16 protein-coding genes are annotated in these 15,086 nt (G+C 39.7%); 9 read left to right on the top strand and 7 right to left on the bottom strand.

The features are described from left to right. The first annotated feature begins 44 nt into the window (after positions 1-44). From CH362_RS00450 to CH362_RS00440, 3 genes are read left to right on the top strand one after another with little or no spacing between them, the layout of a single operon-like run. The gene (locus tag CH362_RS00450) at positions 45-1,073 is read left to right on the top strand and encodes a synaptic vesicle VAT-1 family membrane protein (protein WP_100708406.1); all 1,029 of its coding nucleotides are present in this window, start codon (positions 45-47) and stop codon (positions 1,071-1,073) included. Next, on the top strand, positions 1,070-2,011 hold the full coding sequence (locus CH362_RS00445; RefSeq protein WP_100708405.1) for a polyprenyl synthetase family protein: 942 nt from the start codon (positions 1,070-1,072) through the stop codon (positions 2,009-2,011). Before CH362_RS00450 ends, CH362_RS00445 begins: the two co-directional genes overlap by 4 nt. Continuing rightward, the gene (locus CH362_RS00440; protein ID WP_100708404.1) at positions 1,992-2,774 is read left to right on the top strand and encodes a TlyA family RNA methyltransferase; all 783 of its coding nucleotides are present in this window, start codon (positions 1,992-1,994) and stop codon (positions 2,772-2,774) included. Before CH362_RS00445 ends, CH362_RS00440 begins: the two co-directional genes overlap by 20 nt. Before the next feature lie 14 nt (positions 2,775-2,788). Here the strand turns inward: CH362_RS00440 and CH362_RS00435 are convergent, their stop codons facing one another. Beyond that, entirely contained in the window at positions 2,789-4,366 is a 1,578-nt protein-coding gene (locus CH362_RS00435; protein WP_100708403.1) for a flavin-containing monooxygenase, read from the bottom strand. A 217-nt stretch (positions 4,367-4,583) separates the two neighbouring features. Continuing rightward, positions 4,584-5,495, bottom strand: coding sequence for a flagellar coiling protein FcpA (fcpA, locus tag CH362_RS00430; RefSeq protein WP_008589523.1), 912 nt, complete (start codon positions 5,493-5,495; stop codon positions 4,584-4,586). Between the two features lie 351 nt (positions 5,496-5,846). Between fcpA and zapE the strand changes: the two genes are divergently transcribed. The 4 genes from zapE (at position 5,847) to CH362_RS00410 (ending at position 9,192) form a co-directional block, all read left to right on the top strand. Further along, the gene (gene zapE, locus CH362_RS00425; protein WP_100708402.1) at positions 5,847-6,692 is read left to right on the top strand and encodes an AFG1/ZapE family ATPase; all 846 of its coding nucleotides are present in this window, start codon (positions 5,847-5,849) and stop codon (positions 6,690-6,692) included. Beyond that, positions 6,692-7,144 carry a 2-amino-4-hydroxy-6-hydroxymethyldihydropteridine diphosphokinase gene (gene folK / locus CH362_RS00420; RefSeq protein WP_100708401.1) on the top strand — a complete coding sequence of 151 codons (453 nt, stop codon included), beginning with the start codon at positions 6,692-6,694 and terminating at the stop codon, positions 7,142-7,144. The genes zapE and folK overlap by 1 nt, the downstream gene beginning before the upstream one ends. Position 7,145: 1 nt before the next feature. Then, positions 7,146-7,946 carry a 3-methyl-2-oxobutanoate hydroxymethyltransferase gene (gene panB / locus CH362_RS00415; RefSeq protein ID WP_100708400.1) on the top strand — a complete coding sequence of 267 codons (801 nt, stop codon included), beginning with the start codon at positions 7,146-7,148 and terminating at the stop codon, positions 7,944-7,946. Positions 7,947-8,049: 103 nt separating this feature from the next. Continuing rightward, on the top strand, positions 8,050-9,192 hold the full coding sequence (locus CH362_RS00410; RefSeq protein WP_100708399.1) for an N-acetylneuraminate synthase family protein: 1,143 nt from the start codon (positions 8,050-8,052) through the stop codon (positions 9,190-9,192). A 16-nt stretch (positions 9,193-9,208) separates the two neighbouring features. Here CH362_RS00410 and CH362_RS00405 read toward each other — a convergent pair whose 3' ends face one another. Beyond that, a complete protein-coding gene (locus tag CH362_RS00405) occupies positions 9,209-9,556 on the bottom strand; it encodes an Hpt domain-containing protein (RefSeq protein ID WP_100708398.1) in 348 nt (115 codons plus the stop codon). 153 nt (positions 9,557-9,709) lie between these two features. Between CH362_RS00405 and lpxA the strand changes: the two genes are divergently transcribed. Next, positions 9,710-10,489 carry an acyl-ACP--UDP-N-acetylglucosamine O-acyltransferase gene (gene lpxA, locus CH362_RS00400; protein WP_100708397.1) on the top strand — a complete coding sequence of 260 codons (780 nt, stop codon included), beginning with the start codon at positions 9,710-9,712 and terminating at the stop codon, positions 10,487-10,489. Positions 10,490-10,532: 43 nt separating this feature from the next. On the opposite strand, the gene CH362_RS00395 is transcribed toward lpxA, so the two are convergent. Continuing rightward, entirely contained in the window at positions 10,533-11,297 is a 765-nt protein-coding gene (locus tag CH362_RS00395; protein WP_100708396.1) for a M15 family metallopeptidase, read from the bottom strand. A 214-nt stretch (positions 11,298-11,511) separates the two neighbouring features. Here CH362_RS00395 and CH362_RS00390 point away from each other — a divergent pair, with 214 nt between their 5' ends. Next, positions 11,512-11,850 (top strand): TIGR04452 family lipoprotein, encoded by a 339-nt coding sequence (locus CH362_RS00390; protein WP_100709211.1) that lies wholly within the window; start codon positions 11,512-11,514, stop codon positions 11,848-11,850. Positions 11,851-11,914: 64 nt separating this feature from the next. On the opposite strand, the gene recG is transcribed toward CH362_RS00390, so the two are convergent. From recG to CH362_RS00375, 3 genes are read right to left on the bottom strand one after another with little or no spacing between them, the layout of a single operon-like run. After that, on the bottom strand, positions 11,915-14,035 hold the full coding sequence (gene recG / locus CH362_RS00385) for an ATP-dependent DNA helicase RecG (RefSeq protein WP_100708395.1): 2,121 nt from the start codon (positions 14,033-14,035) through the stop codon (positions 11,915-11,917). After that, the gene (locus CH362_RS00380; protein ID WP_100708394.1) at positions 14,016-14,411 is read right to left on the bottom strand and encodes a hypothetical protein; all 396 of its coding nucleotides are present in this window, start codon (positions 14,409-14,411) and stop codon (positions 14,016-14,018) included. The genes recG and CH362_RS00380 overlap by 20 nt, the downstream gene beginning before the upstream one ends. Beyond that, on the bottom strand, positions 14,408-15,085 hold the full coding sequence (locus CH362_RS00375; RefSeq protein WP_100708393.1) for a hypothetical protein: 678 nt from the start codon (positions 15,083-15,085) through the stop codon (positions 14,408-14,410). Before CH362_RS00375 ends, CH362_RS00380 begins: the two co-directional genes overlap by 4 nt. Position 15,086: the final 1 nt, after the last annotated feature.

The following is a 15,086-nucleotide window of genomic DNA, read 5'->3' as shown; positions in this document are numbered from 1 at the left end:
ATTTTTTCCTTTTAGGATAGGAATTAAAAGAGCAGAATGCCCTCATGATTCGCTCCGTTTATAGAGTCGATACCAAGGGTTCTTTAGATTCTCTGGAAAGAAGAGAAGAGGAACTTCCCCCTCCGCAGGATAATGAAGTCACTATAGAGATCCGTGCAATCGGTCTGAATTTTGCAGATATTTTTGCGATCCAAGGATTGTATAGCGCTACACCTAAAGGTTCTTTTATTCCAGGTTTGGAATATTCCGGCAAGGTGATCGCTGTTGGTAAGAAGGTCAAAAACTTCAAAAAAAATGACAAGGTCATGGGAGTGACCAGATTCGGAGCTTATGCGGATTATATAAACATAGACTCTAGATATATTTTCCCACTTCCATCAAAATGGAGTTTTGAGCAAGGAGCGGGATTTTTAGTCCAAGGACTTACTGCTTATTATGCTCTTCTTCCTTTAGGAGATCTAAGAAAAGGTCAAAACGTTTTGATACATAGTGCTGCGGGTGGAGTAGGAATTTACGCTAATCGTATCGCTAAAAAATTCGGAGCTTGGACTTTAGGTTCTGTAGGAAATCATTCTAAAATTTCTCTTTTGGAGAAGGAAGGTTATGATGCTTGGATCATTCGATCTTCTCGGTTTCCAGAAGAATTAAAAACCGCACTAGGTGGCAGAGAATTACATTTAGTTTTAGAATGTATCGGCGGTAAAATTTTCAAAGCAAGCTACGACGCTCTTTCTCCTATGGGTCGCATGGTAGTTTATGGCTCCGCTTCTTTTATGAGCCAGGGAGATAAGGTCAATTGGCTGACTTTAGCTTGGAGATATTTGACCAGACCTAAAGTAGATACATTAGAGATTGTCTCTGAAAATAAAGCTGTCATGGGATTCAATCTGATCTGGTTATATGAGAAGATCGATGAACTAACTGTTCATCTAAAAGCACTTTTAAAATTAAATTTGCAACCACCTCATATCGGTTCCGTATACCCTTTTGTGGATCTTCCGGAAGCAGTCCGACATTTCCAAACTGGAAATACTACCGGCAAAGTGGTGATTACTGTCGAATCGGGAAAATGACAAATCGAACGGAAACAAACGAACTTTCTCAACTACTAAAACGTTCTAAAGATCGTTTCGAAGATTACTTAGAAAACCAAGTATATCCGTTTTTTAAAAAAGAATCTGCTCCTGAACTTGCTGCAGCCATGGAATATAGTCTGAGAGCTGGTGGAAAAAGATTAAGGCCGATTCTTGCCTTCGCGTCTTTTGGAAAGATAGATAATGATTCTCTTTCGATCGGAGCTGCATTAGAATTTGTTCATACATATAGTTTGATCCATGATGATCTTCCTAGTATGGATGATGATGATTTCAGAAGAGGTAAACCTTCTCTTCATAAACAATTTTCAGAGGCAACTGCGATACTTGCTGGAGATGCTTTGCAGGCGTATGCGTTTGATTGGTTGACCGGGATCGATTCTTCTGAAAAAAATTTACATAAGGATTTGGTTAGGACTTTGGCAAAAGGTGCCGGTGCCGCGGGAATGGTTTCCGGACAAATGTATGATCTATTATTGGAGAGAAATCCTTCTTCTTTAACTGGAACAAAAGAAGAGTTACTTTCTAAAACTCATAGATTGAAAACCGGAGCTTTGATCCAGGCGTCCTTTCTAATGGGAAATCGATTGAGAGAAGATTTCCTAGAAAGAGAAGTAACTATTTCCGAATATGGTGCTAAGCTTGGTTTATTATTTCAAATCACAGACGATATTTTGGATATCGAAGGTACTAAAGAAGATCTCGGAAAAACTCCAGGAAAAGATGGAAAATCAGGAAAGATCACTTACCCTTCTTTATATGGAATGGAAACTTGCAAACAGATGGTTTCACATATAGTTTCTGAATTGGAAGAATTAGGATTCGATTTGGATACTTCTTCTTCTAAAATAGAAGTTTCCGAATTTCCAGAATTCTTTCAATCCTTACCTTCTAACATTGGCAAAAGAAAAAATTAGACTAGATGACTTACTCTTGAAAAAGGGTTTGGCTGAAGATATTTCCAAGGCTCGAAGCCTAATCTTATCCGGTTCAGTTCTTGTGAACGATAGAATGTCCGACAAGGTTGGTACATTATTCGAAGAGTCGGTAGAGATCCGTATTAGAGAGATTATTCCTAAATATGTAAGTAGGGGAGCTTACAAACTTAAAGCCGCATTCGAAAAATGGAATATATCCGTTAAAGAAAAACTTTGTATAGATTGGGGAGCTTCGACTGGGGGATTCACTCAGGTTCTTTTGGAAGAAGGAGCAGAGTTAGTTTTCGCCTTCGATGTTGGCTATGGACAGATGGCTTCCAAAGTCGCGATGAATCCAAAGGTTACCGTTAGAGATAGATTCCATATTAGAGATACTAGTTGGAAATTATTGTCTTCTTTATGGGCTGAAAAAACAGAGAAAAAGTTTCCGGATGAGATCTTTCTCGTAATGGATTTGAGTTTTATTTCTCTTCGTATTGTTCTTCCTGTTCTTTCTGAACTCAAAAGTAAAAATCCTGACGTTCGATGGAATATAGTTAGTCTATTCAAACCTCAGTTCGAAACTGAATCCAGAAATTTGGATAAAGGTGTCTTGCGAGATCCTTGGATACGTTGGAAAACGATCCGTTCTTTTTTGCGGTTTTTGAAAAGTGAAATTAAAGGAAAACGGATAGGTTTGGAAGATTCCCCAATTACCGGGAGAGATGGTAACCGGGAAATCTTGGTATACTGGACTCTTTAATTTAGGCGATACGCTTAACCAAAGGTTGCATCTAAAGCCATAGAAACTCTGGATCCGATCCCAGGTTTTTTTATCTTTCCATCTGCACGAACAAATTCGTAATCTTTAGGACGAAGGAAGAACGTTCTGGCCTTAAATTCGAAAGTGAATCCTGGCCAGAGAGTCGTATTTCTACCAGAACTAGTATTATACCAGCTTACGCATCCTCCGGTCAACCAAATGGATTTGTTAAGACGTCTTTGGATCTCTTCGTTATAATGGTCCTGAACATCTTTACGAACATCTATGAACTTTATATTCTTATTAAGTAGATAACGAATCCCTTGGAGAGTATATTGCACTTGGGATTCTATCATTAGGATCATAGAACTATGACCTAAACCAGTATTTGGGCCTACGATCATGAACATATTTGGAAAACCGGAAACTGTGGTTCCTAAATAAGCTTCTGCAGCATCTTTCCAAACATCTGCTAAAAGTTTTCCGCCTCTTCCTCTGATCTCAAAAGGAGAAACTGCTTCTGCTGCTTGGAATCCTGTAGCGAAAATGATCGCATCTACCTTATGTTCTACTCCGTCCTTTGTTTTAATTCCGGAAGAAGTGATCTCTTCTATTCCATCAGTAACCAATTCAACATTCTCCCGGTTCAATGCAGGATAATAGTCGTTTGAAAGAAGGATCCGTTTACATCCAATTGTATAATTCGGAGTTAGCTTTTTCTTAAGTTCTTCGTTATGGATACTTTTGTTGATAAAACTTCTAGCGAACTTCTCAAAAATTCTCATTAGCTTTGGATTGATTGCGAAAGCTAATACTCCGATTTCGTTCAACCAATAGATTGCTTTTCTAAATAACCATCTTAATGGAGGAATGAATTTAAAGATCCCTTTTACGGAACCAGAGATATTACTATCTGGTTTCGGTATGATCCAAGCAGGAGTTCTTTGAAAAAGTTTTAATGTTCCTACGATAGGAGCGATTGTAGGTACGATCTGGATTGCGCTTGCTCCTGTTCCGATCACTGCTACCTTCTTCCCTTGAAGATTATAACTATGATCCCATTTTGCAGAGTGGAATTTTGCTCCTTTAAAAGTATCAATTCCTTTGATATTTGGAAGAACTGGTCTACTCAAACCGCCTGTGCCGCTTACTACAGATTTTGTTTTGTAGGATTTTCCACCTACAATATTGATTTCCCATAAACCTGTTTTTTCATCAAATGAGGCTCCACTCACTTCTGAGTTTGTGCGGATATAAGAACGGATCCCGAAATGGTCCGTACATTGATTCATATAATTTAGGATTTCTTCTTGAGGTCCGAAAAGTCTGGACCAATCCGATTTGGGTGCGAAGGAGAAAGAATACAGATGGGACTGAACATCACAGGCCGCTCCAGGATAAGTATTATCTCTCCAGGTTCCTCCAACCCCATTTCCTTTTTCTAAAATAACAAAAGATTCTATTCCCGCTTGTTTCAAACGGATTCCCATACATAACCCAGCGAATCCAGTTCCTATGATGACTACATCATATACTTTTTCCGCTTGGGAGTTCTGGTTGAGGCTCGGTCTTTCTAATGTCTGAGCTACCATTCTTATTCTCTCCTCTAAACATTCTTTCCGGAAATTCCGGTGTTCTGTGAGATATAGAATACAATCTTTTTGGAAAAGGATCGTCCGATCTTAGGATTTGATACCGGGAAATACTAATAAATTCCGGAATCAGTAAGGAATTCCATTCTGCTTGGGTATAAAAAAACCCCGGGTTTAAAGCCGGGGTTTTTTCCTACATTGAAATGAAAAGAGAGGATTATGGGCGAACCGAAATCACTTCGTCTTTGTTAATCAAAGCAACGATGTGTTTATATTCCGGGGAATCCTTTCCATATTTCAGCTCGGTAGCGCGGAGAAGGTGGATGTTTTTCTTGTGACGGAATTTAAACATCTGGTCTTCGCTTGCTCCACCGTATTTCTTGATCATGTTTTCTTCGAAAGCGTAGCAGCTTGCAAGATACTTGTGAGCTGGGTATTCTTTCTCATTTTCATTAACCTCGATGTAAAGTTCCAATATAGGAATACACTGAGGTAAGTTTTGTAGATCGTATTCAGTAACAATCCAAGATCTGTATACATCTGAAAGAAGTCTTTTGAACTCGGCACGTTCACGTAAATCCGGGTTCTTGATCTCATCCAAATGGTTGATTGCCTTGGTGAAATAATTCAATGCTTGTTGTTTTGCTTCCAACTTTTGGCGGGAAACGACACGATCCTCGCGAGCTTTACGGTCGACCTTTTGCCAGTACCATTTCTCGTCTAGACGTTTCTTCTCCGCTTCCTCTTTACGGTACTGCTCAACAGCTTCCCTCATCTTGAGGACGGTATTAACTCCGGATTGATAGCTAGTCAGGGCCAGGCGGAACTTGTTGTTCGCGAAAGCCTTAGAAAGCTGATGGAGTTCTTGGAAGTTCTTGTCGTAACCTTTGAAGTCAGGGTTCTTCCAGATCGCTTCCTGCTCCTGGATTTCTTTTTTACGTTTCTTAGCTTCTTCCGTTAGATTCTTGTCGTCGTCTTCCGGAACGAGCTCACCTTTCAGCAGTTCGTCGATCTTATCAGCTGCCGCCTTGGCATCTGTCGTATCCTGCCCCCCTTGGTTCTGTGCGAACAAGGAGAGGTTGAGTCCGACCACGGCCAGAAGAACGAATATAGTCTTCATCACCTTCATAGTGCTCACACCTGTGCCTTCTCTTTCAAAGATAGGATTTAGAAAAAAGACAGCAAAGTCCTTTTCTTCTGTTTATCTATCGGTCAGGGACCTTTAGATATAAACCTGGATTAGAAAAAATTTCCCACTTTTCCTATACAAGGGACATAAACGAGGATCTTTTTACTCTATCCATTAGCGAAATTCTATCATTTTTTGCTAATTTTGTTCTCCGAATCCGTTCAGAGACTCCTCCAGAATCTTGCTTAAAGCAGAACTTGTCAGCAGATTTTTAGGAATTCCTAGGAAATGATTGGCTCTTAGATTTCTTTCTTTCTATTACTTTCCTTTTTTCCAGTCTGGATCTAGACCATGAATTTAAAGAATTTAACCCCGATCCGAGAAGGTTCTCCCAGTTGTAAATTCTGTGCGGGAGTCGGATTCCTTTTAGAAGAGAACGTAAAGAATTCTAGCTCTGGAGTTCTGTTACTTTGTTCCTGCGTGGGAGAGTCCTGCCCTTGTGGTGGAAAGGCTCCTTACATGGTCTATGACGAAAGTCAAAATAGAATGTTACCTTGCGTCTGTCATAACGCTAGAGTGGAACTCGGCAGGGTAGAATATTTGGTGAAGAAGGCAGGGATCCCAGCTAGATACAAGTACAGAACCTTGGATCGAATGGATACCACTGAACTTTCTTTTTTAGCGGCTCATGACTGGGCAAATGATATCGTAGTACAATGGAAAGAAAGAGAAAGAATACAACAAGGTTTGTATCTTTGGGGCGGAACTGGTTCCGGAAAAACATTACTTGCATGCGCTATCTTAAACGAACTCATTCTTCGTTACGGTTTGGAATGTAAATACGCAAAGATCAATCGTGACTTTCTTTCTACCATCCGAGATAGTTATCAAAAAGAAAGTGAACTCCATGGTATGGAGCAAACTATAAAAAAACAATTCACTGATGTGGAAGTTTTGGTTTTAGACGATTTCGGAGCAAATAAAGAGTCCGATTGGGCTAACTCTCAGTTATATGACCTAATAGATGCAAGATATGAAGAAGAGAAGGTAACCATTCTCACTTCTAATATTCCTCCGAGTGACTGGAAGGATAAAGCAGAAGGAAGGATCTTTTCTAGATTAATGGAGATGGCAAAACAAATCCATTTAGATTGTCCTGATTATCGTCTAAGTCATAGTGCTTTCGGAAATCATTGATGGATAAAAATAATCACATCGCATTTTTGTGTTTGGGAACCAATCTAGGAGATCGTGAATTATATCTTTCTGATGCGATCCAAAAGATCGGTGCTCATCCCGAGATAGAGATCCTAAAAAAGGGAACTGCTTTAAACACAGAAGCATTAGAAGTTACGGACCAACCTGACTTTTTAAATCAACTTCTGCAAATATCCACTCATCTTTCTCCTAAAGAACTTTTGGATTTTTTATTAGGAATTGAAAATGAAATGGGAAGGATCCGCACAAGAGACAAAGGCCCTCGTGTTATCGATATAGATATTTTGTCCATCGACGATATGAAAGTCCATGAGAAGGGTTTACATCTTCCCCATCATAGTCTGTTTACCCGTCCTTTTATATTAGAACTTTTAAATGAACTCGGAGAAGGTTCCCTGATCCAAGCTTTTGGGAATCCTTCGGAGGGATGATATGAGAGATGTTAGCAAAATATTTCCCAGAGGGCCAAAACCTGTAGAGAAAAAGATCACGGTATTGACCTGCTATGATTTTATGTTCGCTCGGATTTTAGAAGATTCGGGCGTGGATTGTATTCTCGTTGGAGACACTCTTGGAGTTGTTTACCAAGGCCAACCAACCACCTTACCCGTTACCTTGGATGAGATGATCTATCATGCAAAGGCGGTCAGAAGAGGTGCACCGAATACATTCGTAGTCGTGGATCTTCCGTTTTTAAGCTATCAGGTTTCTTTGGAAGAAGGGATCCGCTCTGCCGGAAAGGTAATGAAAGAAAGCGGATGCGACGCAGTAAAATTCGAAGGCGGCGGCCCTGAGATATTGGAACTTATCTATAAATTGGAAAGAATAGGCATCCCAGTTATGGGACATATAGGTCTTACCCCTCAATCCGTGAACGTTTTCGGAGGACATAAAATCCAAGGAAAAGCTGAACAAGATAAGGCGAGATTGATAAGCGAAGCAAAAGGGATCTCCGACGCCGGAGCCTTCTCCATTGTTTTCGAGCTAATACCTTCTGCTCTCGCTAAAGAAATTTCTGAATCTGTCCCAATTCCTACGATCGGGATAGGAGCGGGAGCAGCGACCGATGGACAGGTGCTGGTAATTTACGATTTTCTTGGATTGAATAAGGGCTTTAAGCCTAAGTTCTTAAAAACTTTCCTGAATGGATACGATGATGTCTTCGGCGCAGTCAAAAACTATATTCAGGAAGTGAGAAATGGAAGTTTTCCTGGGCCGGAACATTCTCATTAATTTCTTTTCTCTGCGGATTTCTTGACGTTCCATGTGTGAAGTAAAGGCTGGAGAGAGAATCAATCCCGATTGTAAAATCGAACAAAGATAGGACGGAAGATACGTGGACATAGTCGAACTGGAGAAGGGATATCCGGAAACTGAAGCAAAAATAAAGGCTTTAGCATCCGAATGTGGGAACGCCACCGAGATTATTCGCGGAGCGGTTGTATCCGATACCATTCATTTTATCGGGGATACCCGTAAGATCTCCGACAAGGAAGGTTATGTAAAAGAACTTCCTGGTGTGACTAGAATCTGGAACGTATCATTGCCTTATAAAAATATCGCTCGTACTGCTGCGGGTAAAAACGGAGAAGTGGTCCATCGTGAGAACCGAATTGTAGAAGTTCACGGAAAAGATGGATTAGTTCGTAAGTTTGGAACTGGAAAACATATCTTCCTAGTTGGTCCGGATTCTCCTCAGACTTATGAGCAAACCGTTACTATCGCGAAACAAGCGGTGGAGATTGGTAAAAAATTTGGGATCTTAGATCGTATCATCTTTAGAGGTGGAGCATTCAAACCTAGAACTCGTCCGACTGATTGGAGAGGAATGGGTTGGGACGGAATCAAATTACTCGATAGAGTAAAAGAAGAAACCGGACTTCCTTATGTAACCGAAGTTATGGACCATACCATGGCGGAAGAAGTTTCCAAACATGCGGACATGATCCAGATCGGAACAAGAAATGCTCAAGACTTCGAACTTTTAGAAGCAGTTGGTCGCACTGGTAAACCTGTGATCTTAAAAAGAGGTTTCGGTAACGAAGCTATCGAATGGTTTTCCGCTGCAGAATATATTGCTAATCAAGGAAATTTGAATATAGTTCTTTGTGAAAGAGGAGTAAAAACTCTTTTCATCAAGGAAGGATATTGCCGTAACACTCCGGATCTGAATGTGATCACTCATGCTAAGAACCAAACAATTCTTCCTGTGATCTTCGACCCAAGCCATGTTGCTGGTGACGATAAGATTGTGGTTTCTAATTTATTGGCTTCTCTTCCGTTTAATCCGGATGGATCCATTACTGAAACTTTACATGTAGAAGAGTTCCGTAAAGAACAGATGTGTGATGCGGCTCAGGCACTTCTCATGACTCTTTACGAAAAAACAGTAGAAGCTATTTTAACCTACGAAGATAAAATCAAACCTATAACTGATAAGGTAGATTCTTATTTTTTGGAACGTAAGGGGAAAAAATAAGTCGGAAAGTTCTGACTTATTCCGGAAATTTGGGAGCTAATTCTTTTTTGGTTTGCTCCCAAAGACTCGGAAGTTCCTGACAAAGAGCTAAACAAGCTTCTAAGTTTCCTTCCTTTAATTTCAGTTCAGCCTCCGTAACATTCTTCTGAACCGCTGCGAGCCCGAAATTTGCTGCGACACCTTTTGTTTGGTGTAATTCTGCTTGGAGTTCTACGTCTTTCTTTTCTTCAGTGAAAGTTTTGATATTCTCTAAACGGCTGTTCATGTTCTTACGTAAAGAACGTACCATTTCTTCCAGCCAAATAATATCATCTTCATCATCGCCTTGTTTTAGGGAATCTAGACGAGACCAATCCACTAGCATAGAATTCTCCTTCCCGAACCGCGTTTGGTAAATGGTTGCGGCTTCCCAAATTCGACGAAGCGCTAAACCGTTTACCGACCCCAATTATTTATAGCTTGAATAAAAAATCCACGTCGATTTTCGTATTATGGAAGATTTAAGAGGCGAAACTTAATGAAAATTCACCCAACAGCCATCGTCGATTCGAAAGCGGAACTACACGAGTCCGTCGAAGTCGGTGCGTATACAATTATAGAAAAAGATGTGGTAATCGGCGAAGGAACCGTAATCGAAACCGGAGCCCGAATTTTCGCAGGTACTAAATTAGGTAAATTCAACAAAGTACATCATGGAGCGGTAATCGGAGTAGGTCCTCAGGATTTAGGTTTTGATCCTAGCACTCCGAGTAAAACAATCATCGGAGATAATAATACTTTTAAGGAATATTCCAATATTCATAAGGGAACCAAGGTAGATTCTCCCACTATTATCGGAAACCGGAACTATGTGATGGGAAATGCTCACGTAGGTCATGATTGTATTTTAGGAGATGATAATATTCTAACTCATGGTCTTGTTTTGGCAGGACACGTTACAGTTGGTAATAAGGCATTCATTTCAGGTTTAGTTGCAGTTCACCAATTTTGTTTTGTGGGTGATTATGCAATGATAGCAGGTTGCTCCAAAGTAGTGCAGGACGTTCCTCCTTTTGCTACTGCAGATGGAAACCCTTGCACAATCATCGGTTTAAATACTGTTGGTTTGAAAAGGGGAGGATTTTCTCCTGAAACCAGATCAGCGATCAAGAACGCATACAAGACGATCTATCATTCAGGATTGAATTATAGAACTGCATTGGATCAATTGGAGAAGGAATCAGGCCATCCTGCTGAAGTTCTGCAGATCATTAAATTCTTTAGAAATAGTGATCGTGGAGTAATGAACCACAGATAATCGAAAGTTTCTGCGTGTTGGAACTCCGACACGCTCGCTTATCTCAATCTATCCTGGCACAGTCCGGATTAATAGATGTTACATATTCCAGGGGAAGATCTCCTAAAAAGTCGGATCCCTGGAATTTTCCTTTAAAATTCAATTTTCCCTTTTTATAAGAATCTACCCAAGCTTTTTGGAATTTATTAGATAAAGGGGCATAAGACCAATGCCATTTCTCTTCATTATAACCTTTTCCTGCTCTTTCTGATTTGGGAGAATAAGGCTGGCAGAATCCAAATCTGTGCGCATTCTTCTTCATCCAAGTATAGAATGTTTCTCCTCTTCCTCCTTTTTCAAAATAGGAGTTTTCCAAAGCATTGATATCAATGTCAGTTCCCCAGTGATGTCGAGAAGTTCCAGGTGCGCTGGAAAATTCCAATATTAAGGAGATGATCTGAGAAGGAGTTTTATCTTTTACTGGTTCTCTCATCTTCTTCTTTCCAGAATACTTATCGTCCCAGATGGATTTTTGGTCTGCAAAAGATCTATGAGCGGAAATTAAAAACGGCTCTTGCCTTTCTTGAGGATGGTCTTTTTTATATTCTTCTTTTAATTTTATAAATGCAGCTTTGGTTTCCTTTCTTAGAAAGAACTGTCTTGGATCTCCAGGGTTTGTAAAAGACACGAGAGCTTTTTCCCTAGGAAAATCTCCAATCAGGTAAGAAGTTTCAGCGATACCTTGGTAGATTTCGTCTGTTGTTTGCGAAAATAAGGAGAAGGTACCGAAAATCAGAACAAGTACTAAACATCGGAATAGGAACGGCATAATTCCATATTCTTCTTCGGCGACTTGGAGAAAAGGGATTTTCTAGTAGCCCTAATCTGTTAAAGACACAAATGCTACTACAGAAATTTCTGGGACTTTATGACAAACTCCGGCCTTGAAATCTGGAAATTTGTATTGCATTACTTATGAAATTCGGTTGAAGTTAAGCTCTAATTGGAAATTTTTTGTAAAAAACAAATTGGGAGAACCCTGGATGAAAAAAATCATCGCTCTTCTTCTGCCCCTGTTCCTAACTTTTAATTGTGTTCTATTCGATGCAATTGGTCTATCCTATCCGGATACCGTAGATGGAAAAGAAGCAAAAAGTATTATCCTGACAAGTGCAGTTATTGGATCCGCAGTGGGCGGTTTCGAAGTTCTTTCTATTCTTGCTCCTCAATTAGCAAAAGTAGAAGAAGATAAATACTATAACAAAGCAGATGTTGACGATTGTGCAAATGAAGCATTGATCATTAACATACTTACTGTGGATTTAGGTGGTTTTACTTGCGATCTAAACCCTAGACCGACAATTATTCCGTTTATCTACTGATCCGTTCGCGGATCGTTAATTTTCGGTCGACTGAACATTCTTAGTCGGCCGGAAATTTTTCCTCTTAATTCGAAAACAATAAAGCGCCTTCCGAAAATCTGGAAACGATTTCCGATTTTTCAAGATCTCCCAAATTCCCAAATTGATTCGCATCTTCTCTGGAAATCTCAATCCATTGGCTATCTTCTCTTAAGTCAGCGATCTTAAAGTCTGGCAGTCCACTTTGTCTTACGCCTAAAAGTTCTCCGGGGCCTCTCAATTTTAGGTCAGCTTCGGATAAGAAGAAGCCATCATCAGAATCGACTAAGGCTTGGATGCGATATCTTGCTTCTTCTGTAATTTTGGAGTCTGAAATTAAGATACAAAAGCTCTCATGTTTTCCCCGGCCCACACGCCCTCTTAGCTGGTGAAGTTGAGAGATCCCGAATCTGTCTGAGTGTTCTATTACCATTACAGAAGCATTCGGAACGTCTACACCTACTTCTATAACTGTGGTGCTGACTAATATTTGGATCTCATTTTGTTGGAACAATTTCATGACCCTATCTTTTTCGGAAGTTTCCATTTTCCCGTGAAGAAGTCCCACTTTGAATTCTGGAAAAACATCTTTTCTTAATGTTTCGTATGCTTCTATACAGGATTTAAGATCCGATTTTTCGGATTCTTCTACCAAAGGGTAAACAATATAACATTGTCTTCCTTGGGAGACGTATTTTTGGATGGATTTATAAACTCCGGATCTTTTACCTTCTGTGAACCATAATGTTTTGATCGGGATTCTGCCAGCAGGTCGATTTTTTAAGGTCACTAATTCTAAGTCGCCGTACAGAGTAAGACAAAGTGTTCTTGGAATAGGAGTCGCAGTCATCGCGAGAATGTCCGGATTTTTTCCTTTGGATCTTAATGTTTCTCTTTGTTCTACTCCGAACTTATGCTGTTCATCTATGATTGCAAGTCCCAGGTCTTTGAAGATCACGTCTTCTTGGAAAACACTGTGAGTCCCTATAATAAATAAAGATTCTCCTGTTTTGATCCTGAATAGTTTTTCTGCCCTGGTTTTTTTAGGTTCTTTTCCTACTAAAAGTTCTATTCGTAAGAAAGGCATGTTTCCTAAAAAATTCATTACAGTTTGGTAATGTTGTCTGGCTAAAATTTCTGTAGGTGCGACCATACACACTTGAACTTGATTATCCGTATATTTGAGCGCGGTTAAAAGTGCTACCAAGGTTTTTCCGGAACCTACATCTCCTTGCAATAGGATTGCAGCCGGAGTATCTGACTTGGTCCATTCTGAAATTTTTGCGATGCTTTCTTTTTGGTCCGGAGTTAATTCGAAGGGTAGATTTTTGATCAGATCTTTTGCCGTTTTAGATTCAGGAAGAGGCCATAAAAGCCGGGGAACTTTTGCTCTTTGAGAACGTTTATATTCTATCAGAAGATTGAAATAATATAGTTCTTCGTATTTAAATCTTGTCCTTGCTCTTCCTAATTGTTCATCTTCTGTAGGAAAATGGATCTCATTATAAGCCTGGGCTCTATCCATTAGATTTCTTTTTTTAACGACTTGTGCTGGTAGGATTTCCTGGATTCTACCTTCTAAAAGTCTTAAAGCAAAGTGTATGAGTTTGCGAAGTTCTCTGGAGTTAAGATGTTCATCTCTCATCGCTTCCGTTGTAGGATAAAGAGGAATGATACGACCAGTGTGAATGCTTTCCGGAAGATCATCTTCTGAAATGTCGGAGTTCCCACCATAAGATAGAACTTCGTAATCAGGATGCATGAGTTGGAATCCTCTGAAATATTCCAATTTACCGGTTACAGCTACAAGAATTCCGGGTTGGAAAACTCGCCGAAAAAACTGGATACCTCTGAAGAAAACTAAACTGATAGGTTCGTTGTTTTTTGTTTTTGCAGAAACTACTAGTCTGGATTTTTTTCCATGAGCCAGATAAGAATCGATTACTTCTAAAATTAAGGTAACTGATTCTCCTTGCTTGAGTAGAATGTTTTCTGTTAAGTTCCGATCTAAGTATCTGCGCGGAAACCATCCTAAAAGATCCTGAATAGTTTTGATCCCTACGGATTCCAAAACTTCCTGCTTTTTAGGACCAACACCTTTAACGACTCCGATGGAGCTAGTTAGGGAAACGGTAGAATTTTTTTTATCAGAGACCGAGTTCTTCATCCTGGACTGGTTTCGGTTGAGGAGAATTTTGCACCATCTCCTCTGGAGCCGAACTTGAATCATCCAATCCTAGGTAACAGTAACGGCAACCATAAATCCGCGCCTGTCGTTTTGCGCCAGGAGTTGCAGGTTCAAAAAGAACTGCGTATAAGTATTCATTCTTATCCAAGAACCGACCACATACAGGACAAAGTCTGGGGCGAGGAATGTTCGGGTCCCAATTTCCACCGTATACTTTTCTTGGATTTCCATAATCTTTGTCTTTAGGTCGTTTGGAATCTTTTTTATCCAAACGTTTTGTATCTACAGTATATAAAACATGGAAGAAGATGGCGGCGGCGGCCAAACAAGCAACTAAGGTGAGAAAGGTGATCATTGTTTTAGATAATCCTTTATTTTCTCCGCCATAGAACCGGGCAATTTGATTCCCTTGTCTGCTAATCTTCCTGCGTATTTATGAAATGAATAAGTATGCTGAGAAGATTTAATAATTCCTTCGAAACATTCTTCTAGTGACTCTGAAATTTTTTCCCAAAGAGGAAGGTTCTCTGAGATCATATTTTCGTATTTATGAAGAAGCCTACGATTCACTCCTCTACAAATAGATCTGTAAAAGCAAAAACGAATGAGTAAAGCAGAATCAGCATTCTTATCTTTTATATCTTTTTCTAATTGGTTTAGATTGATACAATCCACGATTTCCAATTTATAAGCTTGAGAATTATGTTCAAAGGTAACCAGGTTCAAGAACATATGTTTGAAAAGTGCAATTTTATAACAATTTTCCAGTCCACATTCTCCCATCTTACCTTCTTCACATCTGGTATACATTACTATGTCTGTGTCAGAATCAGAAGTGGCCTGGCCGAAATTTAAGGAGCCTAAGATATCGAATGCTACTTCGTCTCCTCCGTAATTGATGAGTTTATTAAATTTTTTGAAATCTTCTATTCTTTCTCTGGAGACTCCAGTTTCGTGAGATCTGAAAAACTTTTTCAGACCTAAAAATTTTATAATATTGGAGTTTGAACTTAGTTTGGGAAGAGTCATA

Origin of the sequence: Leptospira saintgironsiae (genome assembly GCF_002811765.1) — a bacterium.
In the GTDB taxonomy this organism is placed as follows: domain Bacteria; phylum Spirochaetota; class Leptospiria; order Leptospirales; family Leptospiraceae; genus Leptospira_B; species Leptospira_B saintgironsiae.
The sequence above is the reverse complement of the archived record's forward strand: the minus strand, read 5'-3'. Positions and strand labels throughout refer to the sequence as shown.